Below are 25,136 nucleotides of genomic sequence, written 5' to 3'. Positions count from 1 at the left end.
GTGCCCACAGTGATCGAGCCTGTCGAGATCCTGGATTGGTCTCGACAAGCTCGACCACCGTCACGAGCTACGCGGACGCGGTCGCGCCCGCCAGGCTCGTCGCGATGGTGCGCATCGACGTGGTGTCCGCCAAGGTGGCGACGTCGCCCACGTCCCGGCCCTCCGCCACGTCCCGCAGCAAACGGCGCATGATCTTCCCCGAACGCGTCTTCGGCAGCTCGGGCACGATCAGGAGGCGCTTCGGCCGGGCGATCGGCCCGATCTCCGCGGCTACATGCGCCTTGAGCACGGCGGCGACCGACTCATTGTCGAGCACGTCGTCGTCGTTCCGGTCACGGAGAATGACGAACGCCACGATGGCCTGCCCGGTCGTCGCATCCGCGGCTCCCACCACGGCGGCCTCCGCCACCATCGGATGCGAGACCAGCGCCGACTCCACCTCCACCGTGGAGATGCGGTGGCCGGAGATGTTCATCACATCGTCGACCCGGCCGAGCAGCCAGATGTCACCGTGCTCGTCGTACTTCGCCCCGTCCCCGGCGAAGTAGAAGCCCTGCGCCTTGAACCGGTCCCAGTACACCTCCTGCGCGCGATCCGGCTCGCCCCAAATGCCGCGGGACATGGCCGGCCAGGGCTTGTCGATCACGAGATACCCGCCCCCGCCGGATTCCACGGTCTCGCCGTGGTCGTCGACGACCCGCACCGAGATGCCGGGCAACGCCTGGTGCGCCGAGCCCGGTTTCGTGGCGGTGAGGCCGGGCAGCGGCGAGATCATGATCGCGCCGGTCTCCGTCTGCCACCACGTGTCCACGATCGGTGTCGTGCTCCGGCCGATGTGGGTGTGGTACCACATCCACGCCTCCGGGTTGATCGGCTCCCCCACGCTGCCGAGCAGGCGCACCGACTCGAGGTTGTAGCCCTGCGGGATGTGTTCGCCCCACTTCATGAACGTGCGGATCAGCGTCGGGGCGATGTAGTAGATCGTCACCCCGTATTTCTCGATGATCTCGAAGTGCCGGCCCTCGTGCGGTGTGTTCGGGGTGCCCTCGTACATCACCTGGGTCGCCCGGTTCGCGAGCGGCCCGTAGACGATGTAGCTGTGCCCGGTGATCCAGCCCACGTCGGCCCCGCACCAGTACACGTCGGTGTCCGGCTTGAGGTCGAACACGGCCCGGTGCGTGTACGCCACCTGGGTGAGGTAGCCGCCCGAGGTGTGCAGGATCCCCTTGGGCTTCCCGGTCGTGCCCGACGTGTAGAGGATGAACAGAGGATGCTCCGCGTCGAACGACTCGGGCTCGTGCTCGGCCGACTGGGAGCCGACCAGGTCGTGCCACCAGAGGTCGCGACCCTCCTGCATGGCGACGGGCTCCCCCACCCGGCGCACCACGATCACCTTCTCCACGGTTTCGGCGCCCCCCAGCGCCTCGTCCACGTTCTCCTTCATCGGTGCGCCGACCCCTCGCCGGTACTGACCGTCGGAGGTGATCACCACTCGCGCCGCGGCGTCGTCCACCCTGGCGCGCAGCGCCGCCGGCGCGAATCCGCCGAAGACGACGCTGTGCACGAGACCCAGCCGCGCGCAGGCGAGCATGGAGACGACCGCCTCCGGGATCATCGGCAACTGGATGACAACCCGGTCGCCGGCGACCAGCCCGAGGGAGCTCAGCGCGTTCGCCGCCCGGCAGACCTCGTCGGTGAGCTGCGCGTAGGTGATGTCCCGGGTGTCGCCCGGTTCGCCCACCCAGTGCAGCGCAACCTGGTCGCCGTGCCCCGACTCGACGTGCCGGTCGAGGCAGTTGTACGCCACGTTGAGCTTGCCGCCGTGGAACCAGCGCGCGTTGGGCGGGTTCGACCAATCGAGCACCTCGTCCCAGGGCTGGGTCCAGACCAGGTTCTCGGCCTGGGTCGCCCAGAAGTGCTCGCTGTCCCGGTCGGCGTGCTCGTAGTGCGACGCGTCGGCATTGGCCTGCGCCTGGAACTGCTCGGTCGGTGCGAAGAGGCGCGGGACATCCGGACCGGTGTGGGTGATGGTTTCCCTGTTCATCAGTGGCTCACCGCCTCCTTCTCGGCGCCGACGCCGGTGAGCGAACGCACCTCCATTTCGACCTGCTTGGCCTCGTCGCGTGGAACCTTGTCCAGCACGGTGCCGAGCCAGCCGAGCACGAACGCGAGCGGGATGGAGATCAGGCCCGGGTTGCTGAGCGGGAAGATGGCGAAGTCGGCGCCGGGGATCATCGACGTCGGTGAACCGGAGACGACCGGGGACAGCGCGATCAGGAGGATGGCCGAGGACAGTCCGCCGTACATGCTCCACACGGCGCCCTGGGTGCTGAACTTCTTCCAGAACAGCGAGTAGAGAATGGTGGGCAGGTTGGCGGAGGCCGCCACGGCGAACGCCAGGGCCACCAGGAACGCCACGTTCTGACCGTTGGCGCCGATGCCACCGATGATCGCGACGATGCCGATGATGATCACGGTGCGGCGGGCCACCTTGACCTCGTCCTCCGGACGGGCCTTGCCCTTCTTGAAGACGCTCGCGTAGATGTCGTGGGCGAAGGATGCCGCGGCAGTGATCGTGAGGCCGGCCACAACGGCGAGGATCGTCGCGAACGCGACCGCGGAGATCAGGCCGAGCAGCACGGGCCCGCCGAGCTCGAAGGCCAGCAGCGGGGCCGCGGAGTTGACGCCACCCGGGGAAGCGAGGATGCGGTCGGCGCCGATCAGTGCCGCCGCGCCGTAGCCCAGAACCAGGGTGAAGATGTAGAACCCGCCGATGAGCCAGATCGCCCACACAACCGAGCGACGAGCCTCCTTGGCCGTCGGAACGGTGTAGAAGCGCATCAGCACGTGCGGCAGCGCCGCGGTGCCGAGAACCAGCGCCAGGGCCAGGGAGATGAAGTCGAGCTGGGTGATGTCGGACAGGCCGTACTTCAAACCGGGGTTGAGGATCTCGGGGTTGCCCGCGGTCTCCACGGCGTGGTCGAGCAGGGTCGAGAGGTTGAAGCCGTGCAGCGCCAGCGTCCACACGGTCATCACGGCGGCGCCGGCGATGAGCAGAACGGCCTTGATGATCTGCACCCAGGTGGTGCCCTTCATCCCGCCGATGAGCACGTAGACGATCATCAGGGTGCCGACGATGGTGATCACGACGGACTGGCCGACCTTGTCGTTGATGCCGAGCAGCAGCGAGACGAGCCCGCCCGCTCCGGCCATCTGGGCCAGGAGGTAGAAGAAGCAGACGACCAGGGTGGTGATCGCGGCCGCGATCCGCACCGGACGCTGCTTCAGTCGGAAGGAGAGCACATCCGCCATCGTGTACTTGCCGGTGTTGCGCAGCAGCTCGGCGACGAGCAGGAGCGCGACGAGCCAGGCCACGAGGAAGCCGATGGAATACATGAAGCCGTCGTAGCCGGTGATGGCGATGGCTCCGACGATGCCGAGGAACGAGGCTGCGGAGAGGTAGTCGCCGGCGATGGCGGTACCGTTCTGGCCGCCGGTGAAGGAGCGGCCGGCCGCGTAGTAGTCGGCCGCGGTCTTGTTGTTGCGGCTGGCCCGCAGAACGATGATCAGCGTGATGGCGACGAACGCGCCGAAGATGCTGATGTTGAGAACCGGGTTACCCGGGCTGGTCGCTGCGGCGGCGGCCGCGAGGTGGATGTTCACTTGGACTCCTTCTTGGCAGAGGTCTTCGTGGCAGCGGCGAGCGGGCCCTCGATCTCGTGGCGGATGGCTGCGGCGATCGGGTCGAGCCGGCGGCCCGCGTAGCTGACGTACCAGGTGGTGATCGCGAAGGTGCTCACGATCTGGGCCAGGCCGAGCAGCAGGCCAACATTGACACTGCCGAACACCTTGGTCGACATGAAGTCGTGGGCGTAGCCGGCCAGCAGCACGTAGGCCAAGTACCAGAGCAGGAATGCGATGGCCACGGGGAAAACGAAGCTGCGGTGGCGTTTGCGCAGTTCCTGAAACTCGGCTGATTCCTGCACTCGGTGGAAGGTTGCCGCGGGAATGACCGCGTCGACTTCCTCTTCCAGGGCGACATTGCCCATGATTTTCTCCTCATCATTGATAGAGCATTCATACGAACCGGTGGTCTGGTGCGGTGCCGATCACTCTCCCGCACGCCCCGAGCTGCGGCGAGCAATCGACCCGGTTCCATCGCCGAGCGGCGGTCACCCTGCGCCGAACGGCGGATTGCCCCGAAGCGTGCCGGTTAGTGTTAGCACCATGCCCGAGTCGCCGTTGCTCGCCGTGGTCGTCGTTGGCGTGGTCGTCATCACTTTGACGATCGCGGTCGTCGGCGCCGTGGGCTTCAGGCTGCTCAGGTCCTGGCGGGAACTCGGCACGGACGCCGAGCAGGCCACCTACACGACGCTGCACTCCGCGTCGCTGGCCGGCAAGCATCTGCGCAACGGGCTGGAGCCCGCCGGCGCCGCGAAGGCCGGTCGGCATCTGCGCGGTCTGCTGGGCTGCGAGGCGCTGGCCATCACGGATGTCTCGGGCCTGCTGGCCTGGGACGGCGCCGGGGAGGAGCACCGTGGCGGGGCCATCGATCTCGCCTCGAAGGTGCTGGCCACCGGTCGACCCCAGGTGGTTCGCGAGGCGGTGCCCCACGACGCCAAGCTGAAGGAGGCCGTCGTCGCGCCGATCCGTTCCGGCTCCCGCATCGTGGGCACGGTCGTCGCCTACGCACCCCGGGTCAAGCCGGGCCTCGTGCGCGCGACTGGCGAGGTGGCGGACTGGGTGGCCGCCCAGGTGGAACTGGCCGAGCTGCAGTCCTCCCGCACTCTCCTGATGGAGGCCGAGGTGCGCGCCCTGCGAGCCCAGATCAGCCCGCACTTCATCTACAACTCCCTCAATGCCATCGCGTCCTTCATCAACACCGACCCGGCCAAGGCCCGCGACCTGGTTCTGGAGTTCGCGGACTTCACCCGGTACTCGTTTCGCCGGCACGGGGATTTCACCACCGTCGCCGAGGAGCTGGGCTGCATCGAGCACTATCTGAAGCTCGAACGGGCCCGGTTCGGCGACCGGCTGCAGGTCACCCTGACCATCGCTCCCGAGGTGCTGAGCACCGTCATTCCCTTTCTCAGCCTGCAGCCGCTGGTCGAGAACGCGGTGCGCCACGGGCTGGACGACAAGGAGGGCGTCGGTCACATTGCCATCGCGGCCCAGGTGGCCGGCGCCTTCGTGGAGGTGACGATCGAGGACGACGGCGTAGGGATCGAGCCGGAGCACCTGCGCTCCGTGCTCGCCGGGTACAGCGCCAGCGACCACGTCGGTCTCCGCAACGTCGATTCCCGCCTGCGCCAGGTCTACGGCGACGACCACGGCCTCGTGATCGACACCGCCCCCGGCGCCGGCACCCTGATAACCCTGCGGGTGCCGAAATCCCAGCCCCGACCCGACCTCGCTTCGTGACCGGCGCACCCCGTGCCTGAGAGACTGGCGTCATGATCAGTGTCCTCATCGCCGATGACGAGCTCCCGGCCCTCGACGAGCTTGCGTTCCTGCTCGGCCGAGATGAACGGGTGGGCACCATTCACCGCGCCTCGTCGGGATCGGAGGCGCTGCGCATCCTCGATCACGAGCGCGTCGATGCACTGTTCCTCGACATCCACATGCCCGGGCTGTCCGGTCTCGACATCGCCCATGCGGTGTCTCGCTCCGCCGGGTCCCCGGCCGTGGTCTTCGTCACCGCCGACGAGGACCACGCCGTGAAGGCCTTCGAACTGGCCGCGGTCGACTACCTGCTCAAGCCCGTGCGCGCCGAACGGCTCGCCAAGTCGGTGGCCAGGGTGATCGAGACCCTCGCGATGGCCGAGACCACCCCGCCGACGCTCATCACCGTGGATCTCGGCGGACTGAAGAAGATGATCCGCCGTGACGAGGTTCGCTACGTGCAGGCCCAGGGCGACTATGCCCGGTTGCACACCGACGAATCGAGCTACCTCATCCGGGTTCCGCTCGCCGACCTGGAGAAACAGTGGGCCGATGCCGGGTTCCTCCGCATCCACCGCTCCTATCTGGTCTCGATGTCGCACATCACCCAGGCGAAACTGGGTGCCGCGCGGCCGACCATCGTCACCAACGGGGCGGAACTGCCCGTGAGCCGAAGGCACCTGCCGGACCTTCGAGAGAAGCTCGAGGCCACCAGAATCAGGCCGTCGTCATGACGCCGGAGCCTCCCACCGAGGCGGGCCCCGGCGCACCGATCCCGCCGCGCCGGGTCAGGGTCACGGCGCCCATCGCCCAGGCCCGGCGCGCACCCGGCCGCCCGGTGGTTGGTGAGGTCGCCGAGCTGTCCGAGGTGGGCCAGGTGTATGTGCGTTCCCTGATCCGCTCGCAGCTGCTCCTCGCGGTGGTCGTCGCCGTCGGGTTCCTCCTCATTCTGCTGGCCTTTCCCTTGCTGATCGCGTACGTGCCGGGCCTGGATCAGGCCGAGTTCCTCGGGGTGCCCTTTTCCTGGCTGGCGCTCGGCGTCGGCGTGTACCCGATCATCCTGCTGAGCGCGTGGCTGCACGTGCGGGCCGCGGCCCGCAACGAGGCCAGGTACCTCGCCCTGGTCGACGGCGCATGAACGCCTGGGCGGGCTACGCGGCCCTGATCGGGCTGTTCACCGTGACGGCGGGGATCGGCTTCTACGGCCTCCGCATCTCGCGCACCACCGAGGACTTCTACGTGGCCTCCCGCACGGTGCGGCCGTGGTGGAACGCCTCCGCCATCGGCGGCGAGTACCTCTCGGCCGCCAGCTACCTCGGCGTCGCCGGGCTCATCCTCATCTCCGGGTCGGATGCGCTCTGGTTCCCCATCGGCTACACCGCCGGCTACCTGATGCTGCTCCTGTTCGTGGCGGCGCCGCTGCGCCGGTCGGGCGCGTACACGATCCCCGACTTCACCGAGGCGAGGCTGGAGTCGGTGGCGGCGCGACGGGTGACGAGCGCTCTGGTGGTGATGGTGGGCTGGTTCTACATCGTGCCCCAGCTGCACGGCGCCGCGCTGACCATGAGCATCGCCACCGGGTTGCCGTCGTGGGTCGGCTCCGTGGCGGTCGCCGTCGTCGTCTGCGTCACCGTGGTGACCGGCGGGATGCGGTCGATCACCTTCGTGCAGGCGTTCCAGTTCTGGCTCAAGTTCACGGCGATCGCCCTACCGATCGTGTTGATCCTGATCATCATGGGCAACTCGGGACTCTCGGTCGCGGCGGTGGCCGAGCCGTTCGCATCCGCCCCGGCCACCTCCCCCGTGGCCGACGCCTACCGGGACATCTCACTGGTCGTCGCCCTATTGTTCGGCACGCTGGGCCTGCCGCACGTGCTGGTGCGCTTCTACACGAACCCCGACGGACCCTCGGCCCGGCGCACGACTCTGATCGTGATCGGGCTCCTGTCGGTCTTCTACCTGTTCCCCACCGTGTACGGCGTGCTCGGTCGTGCCTTCACCCCCGACATCGCCACCGGCGGCACCCCGGATGCGCTGGTGCTGCTCCTGCCCGGCCGGCTGCTTCCCGGCCCGGCCGGTGACGTGCTCACCGCCCTCGTCATCGCCGGGGCGTTCGCCGCGTTCCTCTCGACCACGTCGGGGCTCGTGGTCTCCATCGCCGGGGTGATCAGCCAGGACGTGCTCGGCGGACGCGTGCTCGGCTTCCGCGTCGCCGCCGTGTTCTCCACCCTGGTGCCGCTCGGCGTCGCGCTGCTCACCGATTCGATGCAGCTGGCCGGGAGCGTCGGCCTGGTCTTCGCCTTCACGGCGTCGACGATCTGTCCCCTGCTGCTGCTGGGCATCTGGTGGCGCGGTCTCACCGACGCGGGCGCGATCGCCGGGATGCTCGCCGGCGCCGCGCTCTGCGGCGGGGCGATCGTGGCCGGCCGGGTGCTGGGGCCCCTGGCCGGGCCGGGCCAGGAACTGTTGGCGCAGCCCGCCGCCTGGACGGTGCCGGCGGCCTTCGCCGTGATGGTGGGCGTCTCGCTGCTCACCCGAGGCCGCCGCCCGGGCGGCATCACGAAGATCATGACCCGCCTCCACGCGCCCGAGCGCCAGCTGCCCGCCCCCACCCGCTGACCCGCCCGGTTGTCGAGCCCCGGATGCGATCCCTTGAGCCGGGCGGTAACGCAAAACGCGCGCACCCCGAAGGACGCGCGCGTTTCGCTCGAACAACTCCCTAGCGCTTGCGCTTCTCGCGCACGCGCATGCTGATGTTGATCGGGCTTCCCACGAATCCGTAGGTCTCGCGCAGGCGACGCTGGATGAACCGGCGGTAGCCCGGGTCGAGGAACCCGGTGGTGAAGATGACGAAGGTCGGCGGGCGGCTGGACGCCTGGGTGCCGAACAGGATGCGCGGCTGCTTGCCGCTGCGCACGGGGTGCGGGTGCTCGGCGGCGAGTTCGGCGAGGAACGCGTTGAACTTGCCGGTGGCGATGCGGGTGTCCCACGCCTCGAGCGCGGTCTCCAGCGCCGGAACGAGCTTCTCCATGTGGCGACCGGTCTTGGCCGAGATGTTCACGCGCGGAGCCCACGCCACGTGGGCCAGGTCCTGCTCGATCTCACGCTCCAGGTAGCGGCGACGGTCGTCGTCGATCTGGTCCCACTTGTTGAACGCGAGCACCAGCGCACGGCCGGACTCGAGCACGAGGTCGATCACGCGCACGTCCTGCTCGCTGATGACCTCGGTGACGTCGATGAGCACGACGGCGACCTCGGCCTTTTCGAGCGCGGCGCTCGTGCGCAGCGACGCGTAGAAGTCGGCGCCCTGCGAGAGGTGCACGCGGCGACGGATGCCGGCGGTGTCGACGAAGCGCCACACCCTGCCGCCGAGCTCGACCTGCTCGTCGACCGGGTCGCGGGTGGTGCCGGCGAGCTCGTTGACGACAACGCGCTCCTCGCCGACGACCTTGTTCAGCAGGCTGGACTTGCCCACGTTCGGGCGGCCGAGGATGGCCACGCGGCGGGGCCCGCCGACCTCCTGCTTGGCGACGGCGGAGATTTCGGGGAGCTTTTCGAGGATCGCGTCGAGCAGGTCGGCGACGCCGCGACCGTGCAGCGCGGAGACCGGCCACGGCTGGCCGAGGCCGAGCGCCCACAGGCTGGCCGCTTCGGGCTCCTGGCGGATGTCGTCGACCTTGTTGGCGACGAGGAAGACCGGACGGCCGGCCTTGCGCAGCAGGCGCACGACGGCCTCATCGGTGGACGTCGGGCCGACGTTCGCGTCGACGACGAACATGACGACGTCGCAGAGCTCGATGGCCAGTTCGGCCTGAGCGGCGACGGATGCGTCGATGCCCTTGGCGTCGGGCTCCCAGCCGCCGGTGTCGACGAGGCTGAACTTGCGTTCGTGCCATTCGCCCTTGTAGGTGACGCGGTCGCGGGTGACACCGGGGGTGTCCTCCACGACGGCCTCACGGCGGCCGAGGATGCGGTTCACCAGTGCGGACTTGCCCACGTTCGGGCGGCCGACAATGGCGATCACCGGCAGGGCCGGCAGGTACTGGATGGCGTCGGGGTCATCCGTCACCGAGTCGAGAACGTCGAAGTCCTCGTCGTCGAGCTCGTACTCGTCGAGTCCGGTGCGGAGGGCGGCGGCGCGCCGGGTGACCAGATCTTCATCGAGGTCGTCCAGTCGTGAGACCAGTTCCGTGTCGATGGCTGGGATCGTGTCGTCGAAGTCGTTGTTATTCATGCGAGTTCCTCGCGGCGTGTATTGATGACATCGATGACCGCGTCAATGGTCTGGTCGAAGTCGAGATGGGTGGAGTCGACGGTGATCACACCGTCTGCGGCGCTCATGAATTCGACTACCTGGGAGTCAGCGCGATCCCTCGATCGCAACTGTTCTGCCACGGTTTCAGCCGATTGGGTCGATATTTCCGCAGAGCGCCTAGCCATTCTAGCCTCTTCGGATGCAGTAAGGAGAATGCGCACCTCCGCCTCGGGGGCCACGACGGTGGTGATGTCCCGTCCTTCGATCACCACGCCGGTGCGCGGGGAGCCCGCGGCGATGGTGCGGAACAGTTTCGTGAGGTAGCTGCGCACCTCGGGAATGCGGGCCACGGCGCTCACCGCGGCCGACACCTCCGGCTCCCGGATCAAGTCGGTGACGACGGTGTCGCCCACCTGCACGTAGTACCGGTCGGGTTCGATCCCGATCGAGTAGTCGAAGCCGCCGAGCGCGGCGATGACCGCCGGCGCGTCGGCCGGGTCGATCTTCTTCGAGAGCACGTACCAGGCCAGGGCCCGGTAGGCGGCGCCGGTGTCGAGGTAGTCGAAACCGAGGCGGCGGGCGACGGCGCGGCTGACGCTGGACTTACCGCTGCCGGCCGGCCCGTCGATCGCGACGAGGTGGGGGCGGGAATGACGTCCCATAGTTCTAACCAGCAATCCGCCAGCCGCGGGCGGCCAGCTCTTCGGTGAGGCGGGAAACCGCTTCGGGGAGAACGGAAATTTCGGCCAGGCCCAGTTGGGCGCCCGGCGAGTGTTCGAGCCGGAGGTCTTCGAGGTTCACGCCGACCTCGCCGATCTCGGCCAGCAGCCGGGCCAGCTGGCCCGGGGTGTCGTCGACCATCACGCTCAGCGACACGAACCGGCGGTCCTGGCCGTGCTTGCCGGGCAGCCGGGCCACCCCGGCGTTGCCGCCGGCGAGTTCCTCGGCGACCTTGCGCCGTGCGCCGGGCGCGGCCGGGTCGGCGAGGGCGTCGATGAACCGGTCGAGGTCGTCGCGGTAGGCGAGCAGGATGTCCCGCACGGGCTGGGCGTTCGCGCCGAGGATCTGCACCCACAGTTCGGGGTCGCTGGCCGCGACCCGGGTCACGTCGCGCAGGCCCTGGCCGGCGAGGTTGAGGGCGGAGGCGGGGGCATCCGTCAACCGGCGGGCCATGATCGTGGAGACGACCTGGGGAACGTGGGAGATCAGGGCGACGCCGCGGTCGTGCTCTTCGGGGCTCATCTCGACGAGGATCGCGCCGAGGTCGAGGATAAGGTCGTCGATCGCGGTGGCCTGCTGGTAGCTGATCGCGTCGTGCGCGGCGACGACCCAGGGCCGGCCGACGAACAGGTCGGCGCGGCCGGCCAGGGGTCCGCCGCGTTCACGGCCGGCCAGCGGGTGACCGCCGATGTAGCGGGACACGTCGGCGCCGCGGGCCGTGAGCTCGGCGAGGGGCGCGAGTTTGACGCTGGCGACATCCGTCACGATCGCCTGCGGGAACGCCTCCAGCTCGCGGGCGACGATCTCGGCGGTCACGTCGGGGGGAACGCAGACGACGATCAGCTGGGGTGCGTCGCCGGGGGCGGCCGCCCGGCCGGCGCCGTAGTCGACGGCGATGCTCAGGTTGGTCGGCGACGCGTCGGCGAGGATCACGTCGATGCCCCGGTTGCGCAGGCCGAGGCCGATGCTGGTGCCCAGCAGGCCCGCGCCGACGACGCGCACCGGTCCGATCAGTCGACTCTCGACCATGGTGGTTCTCCTGGTGTTCGGAACTAGTCCTTGGTTTCGGCGCGGGACACGGTGAGCAGCTGGCCCAGTTCCGCCTTGGTCAGGTCGCGCACGTCGCCGACCCGGAGGGTGCCGAGGTGCAGCGGGCCGAACTGGCGGCGCACGAGGTCGACGACGGGGTGGCCGACGGCCTCCATCATGCGGCGCACGATCCGGTTGCGGCCGGAGTGCAGGGTGAGCTCGACCAGGCTGAAACCGTCGCCGGGAGGGCTGGTCAGGATGCGGGCCTTGTCGGCGGAAATGGGGCCGTCGTCCAGTTCGATGCCGCTCTGCAGCAGGCCGATGGTCTGCGCGGAGACGCGGCCCTCCACCTTGGCGATGTAGGTCTTGGTGACGCCGAACGAGGGGTGCGCGAGCACGTGCGCGAGGTCACCGTCGTTGGTGAGGATGAGCAGGCCGCTGGTCATCGCGTCGAGGCGGCCGACGTTGAAGAGCCGTTCCTCGAACTGGTCGGTGAACTCGCGCAGGTCGGGCCGGCCGCTCTCGTCCTGCATGGAGGAGACCACGCCGACGGGCTTGTTGAGCATCACGTAGCGGCGGGTGGTGTCCAGCTGCACGGCGATGTTGTCCACAGCGATCTTGTCGGTGTCGGGGTGGATTCGACGGCCGAGTTCGGTGACGACCTTGCCGTTCACGCGCACCCGGCCGGCGGCGATCAGGTCCTCGGAGACGCGGCGGGAGGCGACGCCGGCGGAGGCCATGACCTTCTGCAGGCGCACGCCGTCTGCGGCGGCATCCGGGTTGGTCGGGGTGCCCTGGGGGTCGGTGGTCATGGAAGATCCTCAAATCCGTCTGCGCCGTCTGCGAGCAACGGCGATATGTATGGCAACTCGTCCAGCGTGTTGATTCCCAGCTGGCTGAGCAACAGGTCGGTGGTGGCGTAGTTGATCGCGCCGGTCTCGCTGTCGGTGAAGGCCTCGGTGATCAAACCTCGACCCAGGAGGGTACGCACGACCGAGTCAACATTAACGGCCCGAATCGAGGCTACAGCGCCGCGGCTGATTGGTTGCTTGTACGCGATCACGGCGAGGGTCTCGAGGGCGGCCTGGGACAGCCGGCTCGGGTTCTGGGTGAGCACGAAATCGGCGACGACCAGGTCGTATTCGGGGCGCACGTAGATGCGCCAGCCGCCGGCGACTTCGCGCAGTTCGAAACCGCGGCGCACGGTGCCCGCGACGCCGTCGAAGTCGGCGACCAGGCGGGCGATGGCCGCCTTGACGTCTTTCAGGGGGCGGTCGACGGCCGTGGCCAGGTGGATCAGGCTCTGCGGTTCGTCGGCGACCATGAGCAGGGCCTCGAGTTTGCGCTCGATCGGGGCAAGCCCGCCCGCGGCATCCTGAATGGTGCCGGCCAGGGCCGGGCCGGTTATCGGGTCAGCGGCGGGGTCGCTGGTGTGCACGGCGTCAAGCGTCATAGTCGGCTCCGAGGTCGGCGAGGTTGGCTTCGGACCAGTTTTCGGCGCTCCAGTGCAGACTGAGGTCGCCGAGCGGTTCGAGCTGGTCGAAGGAGATGGCGCCGTGCCGGTAGAGCTCCAGCACGGCCAGGAAACGAGCGATCACGACGCCCTTGAGCTCCGCGCCGACGATGAGCTCGCGGAAAGTGAGGGTCTCCCCCGGGCGCAGCATCGACACGATGTAGGCGGCCTGTTCCCGGATGCTCACCAGCGGCGCGTGCAGGTGGTCCAGGCCCACGGTGGGCAGCTCCCGCGGGGTGAGCGCGAGCGCCGCGAGGGCGGCGAAGTCGCCGAGCGAGAGGGTCCAGACCAGTTCGGGCGTCTGCGCGCGGTACTTCTCCTCGAGCCGCACCGAGCGCACGTGCCGGGTGGCCTCGGTGTCCATCCGGCCGAGGAACCAGGCCGAGGCGGTCTTGAACGCGCGGTACTGCAGCAGCCGGGCAAACAGCAGGTCGCGGGCCTCGAGCAGGGCCACGTCCTCCGCGTCGACGAGTTCGCCCTGCGGCAGCAGCCCGGCGACCTTGAGGTCGAGCAGGGTCGCGGCGACGACGAGGAACTGGGTGGCCTGGTCGAGCTCTTCGGTCTGGTCGAGCCCGCGCAGGTAGCCGATGAACTCGTCGGTGACCCGGCTGAGCGAGATCTCGGTGATGTCCAGCTCGTGCTTGCTGATCAGGCTGAGCAGCAGGTCGAACGGGCCCTCGAAGTTGCCGAGGGCAACCGAGAATGCTTTCGGAGCGGCCGCGTCAGGCGACGGCGCCACGCTGGATCAGTTCCCGCGCCGCCTGCTTGTACGCCTTGGCTGCCGCGTGCTCTGGCGCGAACTCGGTGATCGGAACACCGGCGACGGATGCGTCGGGGAACTTGACCGTGCGGCCGATGACGGTCTCGAGCACGCTGTCGCCGAACGCGTCGACGACCCGATCGAGCACCTCGCGGGAGTGCAGGGTGCGGGAGTCGTACATTGTGGCGAGGATGCCGTCCAGTTCGATGGCCGGGTTGAGCCGGTCGCGCACCTTGTCGATGGTCTCGATCAGGAGGGCGACGCCGCGCAGGGCGAAGAACTCGCATTCGAGCGGGATGAGCACGCCGTGGCTCGCGGTGAGCGCGTTCACGGTGAGGATTCCGAGGGAGGGCTGGCAGTCGATCAGGATGACGTCGTAGTCGCCGGAGATCTTGCGCAGCACCCGGGCGAGGATCTGCTCGCGGGCGACCTCGTTGACGAGGTGCACCTCCGCGGCGGACAGGTCGATGTTGGCCGGGATGATGTCGAGGTTCTCGACCGAGGTCTTCTGGATCGCGTCGCTCGGGTTGACCGAGCCGCTGAGCAGCAGGTCGTAGATGGTGGTGACGTCGTGCGTCGGCACGCCGAGGCCGGCCGAGAGCGCGCCCTGCGGGTCGAAGTCGATCGCGAGCACGCGACGGCCGTACGCGGCCAGGGCGGCACCCAGGTTGATGGTGGTCGTGGTCTTGCCCACGCCGCCCTTCTGGTTGCACAGCGAGATGATGCGCGCCGGGCCGTGGCTCTTGAGAGGCTCCGGCTCCTCGAATTCGCGTTTCGGGCGCCCGGTAGCACCGACTGGTACGTCCTCGAAACCGGGGAGTAGTATCCGGTCACCCTGCTTACGCGCCACTGAGATGTCCTCGATCCGTCCTGCACCCATCACTGTGTCGAGTGTAGCGATCGGATCGGCTCCCGCTCGCAAGGATCGCCGAAAAGCGCCGCTCCCGCCCCGATCAGTCCGGATCCGCGGCCTCGCCCCCGCATAACTCCTGCAGTTTCTGCGTCGCTCCGACAAGTTCCCCGGAATTCCGGGGCAGGCATCCGTCGCCACCACGAATTGCAGGAGTTATGCACATAGCAGGAGTGGGCCCGACCGGGATCGCACGGATTGGGGCTGTGGCGACCCTCAGCGGGCGCGCGGGTGCGCGGTCGTGTACATGTCGCGCAGGGTGTCGACGGTGACCAGGGTGTAGATCTGGGTTGTCGCGACCGACGAGTGCCCGAGCAGTTCCTGCACGACCCGCACGTCGGCGCCGCCGGCGAGCAGGTGGGTGGCGAAGGAGTGCCGGAGTGTGTGCGGCGACACGTGCCCGTCCAGACCGGCGCGCTCGGCGGCGGCCCGGATGATCAGCCACGCGTTCTGGCGGCTCACCCGCTGCCCGCGGAGGCCGAGGAACAGGGCGGGCGTGGCCTTGCCGCGCCCGGAGAGCAGCGGCCGCGCCCGCACCAGGTACGCGTCGATGGCCTTCCGGGCGAAGCTGCCGACCGGCACGATCCGCTGCTTGTCGCCCTTGCCGGTGAGCCGCACGACATCCGTTTCGAGCACGTCGTCCACGTTGAGGTTCACCGCCTCGGAGACCCGGGCGCCCGTGGCGTAGAGCAGCTCGAGCAGGGCCTTGTCGCGCAGCGCCTGCACGTCGTCGCCGTCGGTGGCGTCCAGCAGCGCGGTCACCTGTTCGATCGAGATGGCCTTGGGCAGCCGGGTGCCGAGCCTGGGCGGTTTCGACTCGTGCGCGACATCCGTTTCGACCGTGCCCTCTTCGAGCAGGAACCGGTGGAACCCGCGCACGGTCGAGAGGATGCGCGCGATCGACGCCGCCGTCAGCGGCGACTCTTCGCGCAGGCTCAGGAACCGCACGAACTCGGACACGTGCAGCGAGGTGATCGCCCGCAGGTCGGTGAGCTCGTGCCCGGCGAGCCAGCCGGCGTAGATGACGAGGTCCCGACGGTACGCGGCGACCGTGTTGGCGCTCAGCCCGCGTTCGATCGCGACGTGCCGCAGGTACGAATCCACAGCCGCCCGGGCGATCACACCGAGTGGTCCCAGTTGACCGGATGCCGCGGCCACGGGGTGTCCGCGGCGGCCAGCGAGCTCCAGCCACGGGCCCGGGACGCCTGGGCGGCGAGCACGCCGATCACGAGCGACGGGTTCTGCAGCCGGCGGGCGAGCACGGCGTCGACGCAGTCGTCCAGCGGCACCCAGCGGATCTCGATGTCGGCTTCCTCGTCGGTGCGTTCGAACGCGTCGGTGGCGGCGGCCAGGCCGCGGGCCAGGTAGATCCGGATGACCTCGTTGCTGCCGCCCGGCGAGGTGTAGAACTCGCTGAGCACGTCCCAGTCGGCGGCGGTGACGTCGGCCTCCTCGGCGAGCTCGCGCTGCGCCCCGATCAGCGGGTGTTCCCCGTCTTCGTCGAGCAGCCCGGCGGGGAGTTCCCACTCCCGGGCGCGCACCGGGTGCCGGTACTGCTTGATCAACAGCACCCGGTCCTCGTCGTCAAGGGCGAGGATCGCCACGGCGCCGGGGTGGTCGAGGTACTCGCGCACGATCCCGGAGCCGGCGTAGTCGAACGTGTCGCGGCGCACGTCCCAGACCTTGCCGTCGAAGACGATCCCGGTGTCGGTGACGGGGGCGAACGCGAACTCGTCGGCGAGCAGCGCCGGGGACGCCGCGCCGTCGGTGTTCTCGGCGTTCAGCGCGGTGTCGACCAAGGCCTAGGCCTCGACCTTGACCTCAACCTCGAACAGGCGGCTGGCCTGCTGGCGGTCGAGGGCCGCGCCGATCAGGCCGCGGAACAGCGGATGCGCGTGGCTCGGCCGGCTGCGCAGCTCAGGGTGAGCCTGGGTGCCGACGTAGAACGGGTGCTCCTCGCGCTTGAGTTCGACGTACTCGACCAGGTGGCGGTCGGGCGAGGTTCCGGAGAACCACATGCCGGCATCCGCGATCTGGGCGCGGAACGCGTTGTTCACCTCGTAGCGGTGACGGTGCCGCTCGGAGGCCTCAGGGGCCCCGTAGAGCTCGGAAACGAGCGAACCCTCGGCGAGGGTGGCCGGGTAGAGGCCGAGGCGCATGGTGCCGCCCAGGTCGCCGCCGGCGATGATCTCGACCTGCTCCTCCATGGTCGCGATCACGGGGAACTCGGTCTCCGGGTCGAACTCGGAGGACGAGGCGCCGATCAGGCCGGCCTTGTTGCGGGCGTATTCGATCACCATGCACTGCAGGCCGAGGCACAGGCCGAGCACGGGGATGCCGTTCTCCCGGGCGAAGCGGAGGGCGCCGAGCTTGCCCTCGATGCCGCGCACTCCGAAACCGCCGGGCACGCAGATGCCGTCGAGTTCGCTGAGGTGGCGGACCGCGCCCTCGTCGGTCTCGCACTCGTCGGAGGCGATCCAGTTGATCTTGACCTTGGTCTGGTTGGCGAACCCGCCGGCGCGGAGGGCCTCGGTCACCGAGAGGTAGGCGTCGGGAAGGTCAATGTACTTGCCGACCAGGCCGATGGTGACCTCGTGCTTGGGCTCGCGCACGGCGTCGAGCACCTTCTGCCAGGCGGTCCAGTCGACCTTGGTGACCGGGAGGTCGAGCAGGTCGGTGATGTACCGGTCCAGGCCCTGCTCGTGCAGCATGGTGGGGATCTCGTAGATGCTGGGCACGTCGATCGCGTTGACGACGGCGTCTTCGTCGACGTCGCACATGAGCGCGATCTTGCGCTTGTTCGACTCGGAGACGGGCCGATCGCTGCGCAGCACGAGCGCGTCGGGCTGGATGCCGATCGAGCGGAGGGCGGCGACGGAGTGCTGGGTGGGCTTGGTCTTCTGCTCGCCGGAGGCGGCCATGAACGGCACCAGGGAGACGTGCACGAAGAAGACGTTCTTGCGGCCGAGCTCGTGGCGCACCTGGCGGGCTGCCTCGAGGAACGGCTGGGATTCGATGTCGCCGACGGTGCCGCCGATTTCGGTGATGATCACGTCGGGGCGCGGTTCGTCGTCGGCCTGGAGGCGCATCCGTCGCTTGATCTCGTCGGTGATGTGCGGGATGACCTGCACGGTGTCGCCGAGGTACTCGCCGCGGCGTTCCCTGGCGATGACCTGCGAGTAGACCTGGCCGGTGGTGACGTTCGCGGCCTGGTTGAGGTTGATGTCGAGGAACCGCTCGTAGTGGCCGATGTCGAGGTCGGTCTCCGCGCCGTCGTCGGTCACGAAGACCTCGCCGTGCTGGAACGGGTTCATCGTGCCCGGGTCCACGTTGAGATAGGGATCGAGCTTCTGCATGACGACGCGCAAACCGCTCGCTGTCAGGAGATTGCCGAGGCTTGCCGCCGTCAGGCCTTTGCCCAATGAGGAAACGACACCACCGGTCACGAAGATGTGCTTGACCGTCGTATTGAGATTGATACCGTCTGATTTGTCCGTGCTTTTATTTTCCACCACGGGCTTCGACTCTATCACTCTGGCTGGGCCGTTCTGTTGGTGCGGGCGAGGGAAATGAGCTCACGGGCGTGTTCGAGCCCGCTCGCGGAATCGGGCAGCCCGGAGAGGAGCCGGGCCATCTCGGCGGCCCGTTCGTCGCCGTGCAACTGCCGCACGCTGCTGGCCGTGACGGCGCCGTCGCTGTCCTTGACGACGCTGAGGTGGTTGCCGGCGAACGCCGCCACCTGGGCGAGGTGGGTGACCACGATCACCTGGGCGGTCTCGGCGAGCCGGGCGAGTCGCCGGCCGATCTCGATCGCCGCCGCCCCGCCGACACCGGCGTCGACCTCGTCGAAGACGAACGTGGGAACCGGGTCGGTCGCGTTGATGACGACCTCGATCGCAAGCATCACTCGGGAGAGCTCGCCGCCGGATGCCCCGCGCGCCAGGCTGCGCGGCTCGGCCCCGGCGTGCGGTCGCAGCAGGATCCGCACGAGGTCGCGGCCCGTGGCGGTGACCTCGGGGCGGCTGTCGACCAGGGCGACGAGGGCGGCATCCGGCATCGCCAGGGCGCCCAGTTCGGCGGTGACGGCCGTTCCGAGGCGTTCGGCGGCGGCCAGGCGGATGCCGGTGAGCCGGTCGGCGAGCTGCTCCACGACCAGCCGGTCGGCCTCGGTCTCGGCGCGGAGGGCGTCGATGCGGTCGGTGTCACCGTCCAACTCGAGCAGCCGGGAACTGCCGGTGTCGAGGAATTCGACGGCCTCGTCGAGGCCGCCGTCGTACTTGCGGGCCAGCGCGGTGAGGACCGCCCGGCGTTCCTGCACGACCTCGAGTTCGCGGGCGCCGTCGGCGTCGAGGCCGGCGAGGTAGCTGGAGAGCTGGGCGGCGACGTCGGCGACGACGAAGCCGGCGCCCGCGAGGGCCTCGGCCATCGGAGGCAGGGCCGGGTCGTGCTCGCCGGCCCGTTCGAGCTGGCGGCGGGCGGAGTCGAGCAGGGCGACGGCATCCGGGAGCCCGTCGGGGTTCTCCTCGGCGGAGAGGAATTCGCGGGCCTGCGCGGCCGCGACCCGGAGTTCCTCCAGGTTGCCGAGGCGTTCGGCGCGCGCGGCCAGTTCGTCGTCCTCGCCGCGCTGGGGGGCGATCCGTTCGATCTCGTCGATCGCGTCGCGGAGCTCGGCGGCCTCCTGGCTGCGCTGGTCCTGCTCGTCGACGAGCAGGATCAGTTCGCCCTGACGGTCCTGCCAGCGGTGGAAGACCTCGGTGAACCGGTCGAGGGTGTCGGCGAGCTCCGGGCCGGCGAACCGGTCGAGCGCCGCGCGCTGGGCGGTCGCCGAGCGCAGGCGCACCTGGTCGGACTGGCCGTGCACGACGACGAGGTCGCCGCCGAGGTCGCTGAGCACGCTGGCGGGGGCGCCGCGCCCGCCGACGACGGCCCGGCTGCGGCCCTCGGCGGAGACCGAGCGGCTGAGGATGAGTTCGCCGCCGTCGAGGTCTCCCCCGGCGTCCCGCACCCGGCCGGCGACGGCGCCGTCGGCGGGGATCAGCCAGCGGCCCTCGACCCAGGTCTGGGTCTGTCCCTGGCGCACGAGCCCGGGGTCGGCGCGTTCGCCGAGCAGCAGGCCCAGCGCGGTGACGACCATGGTCTTGCCCGCGCCGGTCTCGCCGGTGACCGCGGTGAACCCCGGGCCGAGCGGCAGGGTCGCCTCGGCGATCACGCCGAGGTCCCTGATGATGAGTTCGTCGATCATGACTTGGGCCCGCTCACGCCGGATCGCCGGGGCGTGCTCACGGTGGGCCGGCTCACCCGGGGCTCAGTCATGCGGGGCTCACTCACGCGGGGCTCACTCACGCCCGACCGGGCCTCTCCAGCCGGTGACCGGCAGGTTGAACTTGTTCACCAGGCGGTCGGTGAACGGGCCGCTGTGCAGCCGGGCCAGCCGCACCGGGATGGGCGAGCGGCGCACGATCACGCGCGCCCCGGGCGGGAGGTCGTGCACCCGGCGGCCGTCGGCGCAGAGCACGGCGGTGGCGCCGGTGCGGGCGACGACCTCGACGGCCAGGGACGAGTCCGGGCCGACGACGAGCGGGCGGGCGAAGAGGGCGTGCGCGCTCAGCGGCACGAGCAGCAGGGCGTCCAGGCTCGGCCAGACGATCGGCCCGCCGGCGGAGAACGCGTAGGCGGTCGACCCGGTGGGCGTGGACATGACCACGCCGTCGCAGCCGAAGGAGGAGAGCGGGCGACCGTCGACCTCGATGACGACCTCGAGCATCCGTTCCCGGCTGGCCTTCTCGACCGTGGCCTCGTTCAACGCCCAGGTCTCGTAGATGACGTCGTCGCCGACCTTCACGCGCACGGCGAGGGCCATCCGCTCCTCGACCAGGTAGTCGCGGGACAGGGCGCGGCGCACGGCCTCGCCCAGGTCGTCGCGCTCGCTCTCGGCGAGGAAGCCGACGTGGCCGAGGTTGATCCCGAGCAGCGGCGCGGAGCAGCCGCGCACGATCTCCGCGGCGCGGAGGATGGTGCCGTCGCCGCCGAGCACGACGACGAGCTCGAGGTCGGTGATGTCGACCGTCTCGTGCAGGATTGCCAACTGCCCGTCGAGCGCGGGGCAGGAGGCGAGCAGGTCGGCGCGTTCGTTGCGGGCCAGCACGGGCACCGCGCCGGCCGCGAGCAGCTGCTCGCACACGGTGACGGCCGCCTCGAGGGAATCCTGCCGCCCGGTGTGAGCGACGACGAGGATGTGGCGTGCTGCAGTCATGTCGTCAGGCTCCCACCAGTGCCGTTGTCCGGTCGATCCATTCTGTCGGATTCGTGCCCACCTCGCGGCTCAGCCAGCAGAGATACTCCCGATTGCCGGCACCGCCGGCGATCGGCGACGCGATCAGGCCGTTCGTGCGGAGGCCCAGGTCCCAGGCCGCCCAGAGCACGCCGGCGATGGCGTCGGCGCGCAGGCCGGGGTCGTGCACGATCCCTTCCCGGATGCTGCCCTTGCCGACCTCGAATTGCGGTTTGATCAGCAGCACGAAGTCAGCGCCCCGCGCGGCGGTGGCGACCAGGGCCGGGAGCACCATCGGCAGGGAGATGAAGGAGAGGTCGGCGACCACCAGGTCGGCCCGGGTGTCGACGCCGGATGCCGCGGCGAGCGACTCGGCGGTGGAGTAGCGCAGATTGAAGCCCTCGACGAGGGTGAGCCGTGGCTCGGTGGCCAGGAGCGGCGCGAGCTGCCCGTGGCCGACGTCGACGGCGAGCACCCGGGCGGCACCGCGTTCGAGCAGCACCTGGCTGAACCCGCCGGTGGACGCGCCGGCGTCGAGCACGGTGCGGCCCGTCACCGGCAGGGCGAAGGCGTCGAGCGCGGCGATGAGCTTGTGCGCCCCGCGGCTGACGTAGTGGTCGGTCGCGGCCACCTCGATCAGCTGTGTGCCCCGCACCTTGGCGGATGCCTTGACGACCGGTTTGCCGTCGACGGTGACGAGCCCGCCGGTGATCAGCTGCGCGGCCACCGTGCGGGAGCGGGCCAGGCCGCGCTCGGCGAGGGCGGTGTCGAGGCGCTGGTCCGGCGCGCGTTCGGGCAGGGAGGCGCCGGCCGGGGCCTGCTCGGGCTCGCCCTGGCCGGCGTGCGGCTCGCCGGCATCCGGCCCGCCGGCATCCGGCTGGGGCGTGTCCATCGGTTCAGGCGCGGTGGACTCGGCCTGGCTGTCGTCGTTCATCGGATTCCCGGTCATGCGTCGGTCGATCGCGGAACGTCGCCGCCCTCGAGGTGATCGCGCAGACGGTCGTGCAGCTGCACATAGGCCGCGGCGCGCTCCTCGAGCGGCTGGTTCTCGATCGCGTCGAGGGTGGAAACGAACTCCGCCGGCTCGCTGGTCGAAGCGTCGCCCGCCGGGGTGCGCGGCGCGGGCGCCGGCCTCGACGTGGGGGTGGAGTGCTCTGTCACGCCTTCAACGTTACCGTCAGAGATACAGTCGCTCCGGAACATTCAGGCCGTAGATCGGGCGCCCGGAGGCCCAGATCACGGCGCAGGCGGCCCGGAGCAGGTTGATGGCGCCGTCGCCTTCGGCGACGACCTCGACGTCCGCGCCGCGCAGGCGCACCGTGGCCCCGTCGACGGTGGCCGATGTGCCGTCCTTGGAGAACACGGTCTCCGGGTACGGCTCGTGCAGCTGGCGCAGGTCGTCGAGGATGTAGCGGGGCCGGGAGGCGGCGTCGGCCGCGAGGGCCTGTTTCGCCTTGTCGATCCCGGTGAGCACGAGCACGGCGGGGATGCCGGCCCGGTTCGCGCCGAGGATGTCGGTGTCGAGGCGGTCGCCGATGAACAGGGCCTGGCTGGCCCCGAACCGGTTGACGGCCTCCGTGAAGATGGCGACCTCCGGCTTGCCGGCCACGATCGGTAGGCGACCGACGGCAGTGTGCACGGCGGAGACGAGGGTACCGTTTCCGGGGGCGATGCCGCGGGCGACGGGGATGGTCCAGTCGGTGTTGGTCGCGATCCAGGGGATCTCGACGCCGTCGGCGCGGGGGTGCAGCGCGAACGCGGCCTCGGCGAGGTCCTTCCAGCCGAGGTCGGGCGAGAAGCCCTGGATGACCGCGGCCGGCTGGTCGTCGGCCGATCGGGTGACGACGAAGCCACCCTTTTCGACCTCGACGACGAGACCCTCGCCGCCGATCACGAGCACGAGGGCGCCCGCAGGCACCTCGTCGGCCAGCAGGCGCACGGCGGCCTGCGGCGAGGTGACGACATCCGTCGCCACCGCCCCGAGGCCGAGCTCGCTCAGGTGGTCGGCCACGGTCTGGTCGGTGCGGGACGCGTTGTTGGTGAGGTAGCCCACCCGCATGGTCTCGGCCGCGCGGTTGAGGCTTTCCACCGCGAACGGGATCGCGCCCGGGCCGGTGTAGACGACACCGTCGAGGTCAGCGAGCACCACGTCGACGCCGGACAGCGGGGTCTTCGGCTCAACCACGCGGCGACGCCTCAGCATCCTGCTCCTGCTGGCCTTCGTCGTCCGCGCCGGTGGTCGAACTTGTCGAGACCTCCGGGTCGGTGTCCTGCTCGCCGATGTCCTGCTCGTCGATGTCCTGCTCGCCGATGTCCTGCTCGCCGTCGTCGAACTCGTCGTCCTCCATCTCGAGGATCTCGATGGTCTCGTCCGCATCCGACGCGCCCGACACGGCCGCATCCGCGCGCTCGGCGCGTTCGGTCCAGAGTTCGGCCTCGTCTACACGGCCGAGCTCTTCGAGCACCTCGGCGTAGGCGGCGAACAGCTCAGCACTGTAGGAGAACGCGGTCTTCGGGTCGAGCTGCGGAATCTCGAGTTCGCTCAGCGCGGCCTCGGTCTCCCCCAGGTCGAGGCGGGCGCCCGACATCGCAATGGCCAGGGCCACCTGAACGGATGCCGGCAGGGTCGCCCGGTCGACGGACCGGCCCAGCTCGAGCGCGCGGTCGGGGCGTCCGACGCCGCGTTCGCTGTCCACCATCAGGGGAAGCTGGTCGTTGGAGCCGGAGATCCTCCGGTAGGTGCGCAGTTCGCGCAGGGCCAGGGCGAAGTCGCCGGTCGCGTAGGCGGTGATCGCCAGGCTCTCGCGCACCACGGCAATGCGGCCGGCCCGACGGGCGGCCGACATGACGTGGCGGTGAGCGAGCTCCGGGTCCTCGTCGATGACACGGGCGGCCATGGCGAGGTGACGGCCCACGGCCTCCGCGTTGTCCTTGCTCAGGGTCTTGAGTTCGTTGCGGGCGATCCGGTCGAGGTCCTGCGACGTGACGTCGTCGGGAAGTTCCGGGTCGTCGTGGCGGGGACGCACCGAACGCAGCTCACGCTGCATGCGCTGCTCTTCGGTCATCTCCTCTTCGACGACGCGGGCGTCACGATCGCCGCGGGCCGGAGCACCCTCGCGGGTCCACAGCTTCTTGCCGGCGTCACGCGGGGCACCGGCACGGTTCGGCGATCCGCCGCGCTGTGTGGCGTTGCCCCACGGCTTGCGGTCGCCATCCGTGCGCGGGCGCTCGGTGCGTTCGCCGTCCTTGGCCCAGGGCTTGCGCTCGGCGCCGCCTGAGGGACGATCGGAGTTGCCACGGTACGGAGGACGCTCGCCATCCTTCGCCCACGGCTTGCGCTCGGCGCCGCCTGAGGGACGATCGGAGTTGCCACGGTACGGGGCACGCTCGCCGCCACTGGACGGACGGTCGGAATTGCCACGGTACGGGGCACGCTCGCCATCCTTCGCCCACGGCTTGCGCTCGGCGCCACCGGACGGACGATCGGAGTTGCCACGGTACGGGGGACGCTCGCCGCCCTGCTGGGGACGGTCGGAGTTACCACGGTACGGGGGCCGCTCGCCGCCGCTGGACGGACGGTCGGAGTTGCCACGGTACGGAGCCCGCTCGCCATCCTTCGCCCACGGCTTACGCTCAGTGCCACCGGACGGACGATCGGAGTTTCCACGGTAAGGGGGCCGCTCACCGCCACTGGAGGGACGATCCGAGTTGCCACGGTACGGAGCCCGCTCGCCATCCTTCGCCCACGGCTTGCGCTCAGCGCCACCGGACGGACGATCGGAGTTCCCGCGGTACGGAGGACGCTCGCCATCACGCTGCGGGCGATCGGAATTGCCACGGTACGGAGGACGCTCGCCATCACGCTGCGGGCGATCGGAATTGCCACGATAGGGCGCACGCTCACCGCCACCCTGCGCGCGGTCGTTGCGACCCTGATAACCGCCGGAACCGCGCTCGCCACCCGAGGGAGGACCGGACTGGCGATTGTCGCCGCCGCGTCCGCCCTGTGGCCGGCCGCCCTGGTTGCCGCCGGAACGCCGATCGTCCCGGCCGCCGTTTCGTGCGTCGTCTCCGTGCGTACCTGTTGGGCTCACTGTGTCTCCTGTGTAATTGGTCTGCCTTTTCGACTGCCTTGAACAGCGTAAGGCTTAACGCAAAATGGCCACCCATTGGGTGGCCATTTCACTTGTTGCTAAGTTAAGTCCGGCGGTGTCCTACTCTCCCACAGGGTCCCCC

General features: G+C 69.7%; 23 protein-coding genes. 4 read left to right on the top strand and 19 right to left on the bottom strand.

The features are described 5' to 3' along the window. Positions 1 to 67: 67 nt before the first annotated feature. The 3 genes from acs to E3O48_RS09225 are packed head-to-tail and all read right to left on the bottom strand — an operon-like array spanning position 68 to position 4,049. Positions 68 to 2,044, bottom strand: a complete 1,977-nt coding sequence (gene acs / locus E3O48_RS09235) for an acetate--CoA ligase (protein WP_134507413.1) — start codon at positions 2,042 to 2,044, stop codon at positions 68 to 70. Further along, entirely contained in the window at positions 2,044 to 3,663 is a 1,620-nt protein-coding gene (locus E3O48_RS09230; RefSeq protein WP_134538255.1) for a cation acetate symporter, read from the bottom strand. The genes acs and E3O48_RS09230 overlap by 1 nt, the downstream gene beginning before the upstream one ends. Continuing rightward, positions 3,660 to 4,049, bottom strand: coding sequence for a DUF485 domain-containing protein (locus tag E3O48_RS09225; RefSeq protein ID WP_134538253.1), 390 nt, complete (start codon positions 4,047 to 4,049; stop codon positions 3,660 to 3,662). Before E3O48_RS09225 ends, E3O48_RS09230 begins: the two co-directional genes overlap by 4 nt. A 178-nt stretch (positions 4,050 to 4,227) precedes the next feature. On the opposite strand from E3O48_RS09225, the gene E3O48_RS09220 reads away from it, so the two are divergent. Genes E3O48_RS09220 through E3O48_RS09205 form a run of 4 tightly spaced genes read left to right on the top strand, consistent with a single transcriptional unit; the run spans position 4,228 to position 8,061 of the window. Then, on the top strand, positions 4,228 to 5,421 hold the full coding sequence (locus E3O48_RS09220) for a histidine kinase (protein ID WP_134507416.1): 1,194 nt from the start codon (positions 4,228 to 4,230) through the stop codon (positions 5,419 to 5,421). Between the two features lie 32 nt (positions 5,422 to 5,453). Further along, positions 5,454 to 6,176, top strand: coding sequence for a LytTR family DNA-binding domain-containing protein (locus tag E3O48_RS09215; RefSeq protein ID WP_134507417.1), 723 nt, complete (start codon positions 5,454 to 5,456; stop codon positions 6,174 to 6,176). Next, complete coding sequence (locus tag E3O48_RS09210) at positions 6,173 to 6,580, top strand: hypothetical protein (protein ID WP_241982478.1); 408 nt, start codon at positions 6,173 to 6,175, stop codon at positions 6,578 to 6,580. Before E3O48_RS09215 ends, E3O48_RS09210 begins: the two co-directional genes overlap by 4 nt. Next, a complete protein-coding gene (locus tag E3O48_RS09205) occupies positions 6,577 to 8,061 on the top strand; it encodes a cation acetate symporter (protein ID WP_134538251.1) in 1,485 nt (494 codons plus the stop codon). The genes E3O48_RS09210 and E3O48_RS09205 overlap by 4 nt, the downstream gene beginning before the upstream one ends. A 100-nt stretch (positions 8,062 to 8,161) precedes the next feature. Here the strand turns inward: E3O48_RS09205 and der are convergent, their stop codons facing one another. The 16 genes from der to E3O48_RS18010 form a co-directional block, all read right to left on the bottom strand. Next, complete coding sequence (gene der / locus E3O48_RS09200) at positions 8,162 to 9,676, bottom strand: ribosome biogenesis GTPase Der (RefSeq protein WP_134507420.1); 1,515 nt, start codon at positions 9,674 to 9,676, stop codon at positions 8,162 to 8,164. Further along, entirely contained in the window at positions 9,673 to 10,359 is a 687-nt protein-coding gene (gene cmk / locus E3O48_RS09195) for a (d)CMP kinase (protein WP_134538249.1), read from the bottom strand. The genes der and cmk overlap by 4 nt, the downstream gene beginning before the upstream one ends. 4 nt (positions 10,360 to 10,363) lie before the next feature. Next, positions 10,364 to 11,446: a prephenate dehydrogenase gene (locus E3O48_RS09190; protein WP_134538247.1), complete on the bottom strand. Its 1,083-nt coding sequence runs from the start codon at positions 11,444 to 11,446 to the stop codon at positions 10,364 to 10,366. A 23-nt stretch (positions 11,447 to 11,469) separates the two neighbouring features. Further along, positions 11,470 to 12,258 carry a pseudouridine synthase gene (locus E3O48_RS09185; protein ID WP_134507423.1) on the bottom strand — a complete coding sequence of 263 codons (789 nt, stop codon included), beginning with the start codon at positions 12,256 to 12,258 and terminating at the stop codon, positions 11,470 to 11,472. Then, the gene (locus tag E3O48_RS09180) at positions 12,255 to 12,899 is read right to left on the bottom strand and encodes an SMC-Scp complex subunit ScpB (RefSeq protein ID WP_134538245.1); all 645 of its coding nucleotides are present in this window, start codon (positions 12,897 to 12,899) and stop codon (positions 12,255 to 12,257) included. Before E3O48_RS09180 ends, E3O48_RS09185 begins: the two co-directional genes overlap by 4 nt. Continuing rightward, a complete protein-coding gene (locus E3O48_RS09175; RefSeq protein WP_134507425.1) occupies positions 12,889 to 13,698 on the bottom strand; it encodes a ScpA family protein in 810 nt (269 codons plus the stop codon). Before E3O48_RS09175 ends, E3O48_RS09180 begins: the two co-directional genes overlap by 11 nt. After that, positions 13,682 to 14,599: a ParA family protein gene (locus E3O48_RS09170; RefSeq protein WP_134538294.1), complete on the bottom strand. Its 918-nt coding sequence runs from the start codon at positions 14,597 to 14,599 to the stop codon at positions 13,682 to 13,684. The genes E3O48_RS09175 and E3O48_RS09170 overlap by 17 nt, the downstream gene beginning before the upstream one ends. Before the next feature lie 246 nt (positions 14,600 to 14,845). Then, on the bottom strand, positions 14,846 to 15,787 hold the full coding sequence (gene xerD, locus E3O48_RS09165) for a site-specific tyrosine recombinase XerD (protein ID WP_370249606.1): 942 nt from the start codon (positions 15,785 to 15,787) through the stop codon (positions 14,846 to 14,848). Beyond that, positions 15,748 to 16,428 (bottom strand): NUDIX domain-containing protein, encoded by a 681-nt coding sequence (locus tag E3O48_RS09160; RefSeq protein ID WP_370249604.1) that lies wholly within the window; start codon positions 16,426 to 16,428, stop codon positions 15,748 to 15,750. Before E3O48_RS09160 ends, xerD begins: the two co-directional genes overlap by 40 nt. Positions 16,429 to 16,431: 3 nt before the next feature. After that, positions 16,432 to 18,144, bottom strand: a complete 1,713-nt coding sequence (locus E3O48_RS09155) for a CTP synthase (protein WP_134538241.1) — start codon at positions 18,142 to 18,144, stop codon at positions 16,432 to 16,434. A gap of 14 nt (positions 18,145 to 18,158) precedes the next feature. Continuing rightward, the gene (gene recN, locus E3O48_RS09150; protein ID WP_134538239.1) at positions 18,159 to 19,871 is read right to left on the bottom strand and encodes a DNA repair protein RecN; all 1,713 of its coding nucleotides are present in this window, start codon (positions 19,869 to 19,871) and stop codon (positions 18,159 to 18,161) included. A gap of 93 nt (positions 19,872 to 19,964) precedes the next feature. After that, positions 19,965 to 20,882: an NAD kinase gene (locus E3O48_RS09145; RefSeq protein WP_134538237.1), complete on the bottom strand. Its 918-nt coding sequence runs from the start codon at positions 20,880 to 20,882 to the stop codon at positions 19,965 to 19,967. 4 nt (positions 20,883 to 20,886) lie between these two features. Continuing rightward, positions 20,887 to 21,834 (bottom strand): TlyA family RNA methyltransferase, encoded by a 948-nt coding sequence (locus tag E3O48_RS09140; RefSeq protein ID WP_241982477.1) that lies wholly within the window; start codon positions 21,832 to 21,834, stop codon positions 20,887 to 20,889. 11 nt (positions 21,835 to 21,845) lie between these two features. Then, positions 21,846 to 22,061 carry a hypothetical protein gene (locus E3O48_RS09135; RefSeq protein ID WP_134538235.1) on the bottom strand — a complete coding sequence of 72 codons (216 nt, stop codon included), beginning with the start codon at positions 22,059 to 22,061 and terminating at the stop codon, positions 21,846 to 21,848. A gap of 16 nt (positions 22,062 to 22,077) precedes the next feature. After that, positions 22,078 to 23,103: an HAD-IIA family hydrolase gene (locus E3O48_RS09130; RefSeq protein ID WP_134538233.1), complete on the bottom strand. Its 1,026-nt coding sequence runs from the start codon at positions 23,101 to 23,103 to the stop codon at positions 22,078 to 22,080. Next, positions 23,078 to 24,994, bottom strand: coding sequence for a hypothetical protein (locus E3O48_RS18010; RefSeq protein ID WP_241982476.1), 1,917 nt, complete (start codon positions 24,992 to 24,994; stop codon positions 23,078 to 23,080). The genes E3O48_RS09130 and E3O48_RS18010 overlap by 26 nt, the downstream gene beginning before the upstream one ends. Between the last annotated feature and the right edge of the window lie 142 nt (positions 24,995 to 25,136).

The sequence above is a fragment of the Cryobacterium sp. HLT2-28 genome (assembly GCF_004402495.1).
Classification (GTDB): domain Bacteria; phylum Actinomycetota; class Actinomycetes; order Actinomycetales; family Microbacteriaceae; genus Cryobacterium; species Cryobacterium mannosilyticum.
Note: the sequence above shows the minus strand (reverse complement) of the source record. Positions and strands in the feature narration are given on the sequence as shown.

Bases quoted from the DNA above. Each gene is read 5' to 3' on its own strand.
- recN (WP_134538239.1), bottom strand. From the start codon at position 19,871: ATGATCGACGAACTCATCATCAGGGACCTCGGCGTGATCGCCGAGGCG.
- der (WP_134507420.1), bottom strand. From the start codon at position 9,676: ATGAATAACAACGACTTCGACGACACGATCCCAGCCATCGACACGGAA.
- E3O48_RS09145 (WP_134538237.1), bottom strand. From the start codon at position 20,882: ATGACTGCAGCACGCCACATCCTCGTCGTCGCTCACACCGGGCGGCAG.
- cmk (WP_134538249.1), bottom strand. From the start codon at position 10,359: ATGGGACGTCATTCCCGCCCCCACCTCGTCGCGATCGACGGGCCGGCC.
- E3O48_RS09205 (WP_134538251.1), top strand. From the start codon at position 6,577: ATGAACGCCTGGGCGGGCTACGCGGCCCTGATCGGGCTGTTCACCGTG.
- E3O48_RS09210 (WP_241982478.1), top strand. From the start codon at position 6,173: ATGACGCCGGAGCCTCCCACCGAGGCGGGCCCCGGCGCACCGATCCCG.
- E3O48_RS09220 (WP_134507416.1), top strand. From the start codon at position 4,228: ATGCCCGAGTCGCCGTTGCTCGCCGTGGTCGTCGTTGGCGTGGTCGTC.
- E3O48_RS09140 (WP_241982477.1), bottom strand. From the start codon at position 21,834: ATGAACGACGACAGCCAGGCCGAGTCCACCGCGCCTGAACCGATGGAC.
- E3O48_RS09190 (WP_134538247.1), bottom strand. From the start codon at position 11,446: ATGGTCGAGAGTCGACTGATCGGACCGGTGCGCGTCGTCGGCGCGGGC.
- E3O48_RS09225 (WP_134538253.1), bottom strand. From the start codon at position 4,049: ATGGGCAATGTCGCCCTGGAAGAGGAAGTCGACGCGGTCATTCCCGCG.
- acs (WP_134507413.1), bottom strand. From the start codon at position 2,044: ATGAACAGGGAAACCATCACCCACACCGGTCCGGATGTCCCGCGCCTC.
- E3O48_RS09185 (WP_134507423.1), bottom strand. From the start codon at position 12,258: ATGACCACCGACCCCCAGGGCACCCCGACCAACCCGGATGCCGCCGCA.
- E3O48_RS09215 (WP_134507417.1), top strand. From the start codon at position 5,454: ATGATCAGTGTCCTCATCGCCGATGACGAGCTCCCGGCCCTCGACGAG.
- E3O48_RS09130 (WP_134538233.1), bottom strand. From the start codon at position 23,103: ATGCTGAGGCGTCGCCGCGTGGTTGAGCCGAAGACCCCGCTGTCCGGC.
- E3O48_RS09180 (WP_134538245.1), bottom strand. From the start codon at position 12,899: ATGACGCTTGACGCCGTGCACACCAGCGACCCCGCCGCTGACCCGATA.
- E3O48_RS09170 (WP_134538294.1), bottom strand. From the start codon at position 14,599: ATGGGTGCAGGACGGATCGAGGACATCTCAGTGGCGCGTAAGCAGGGT.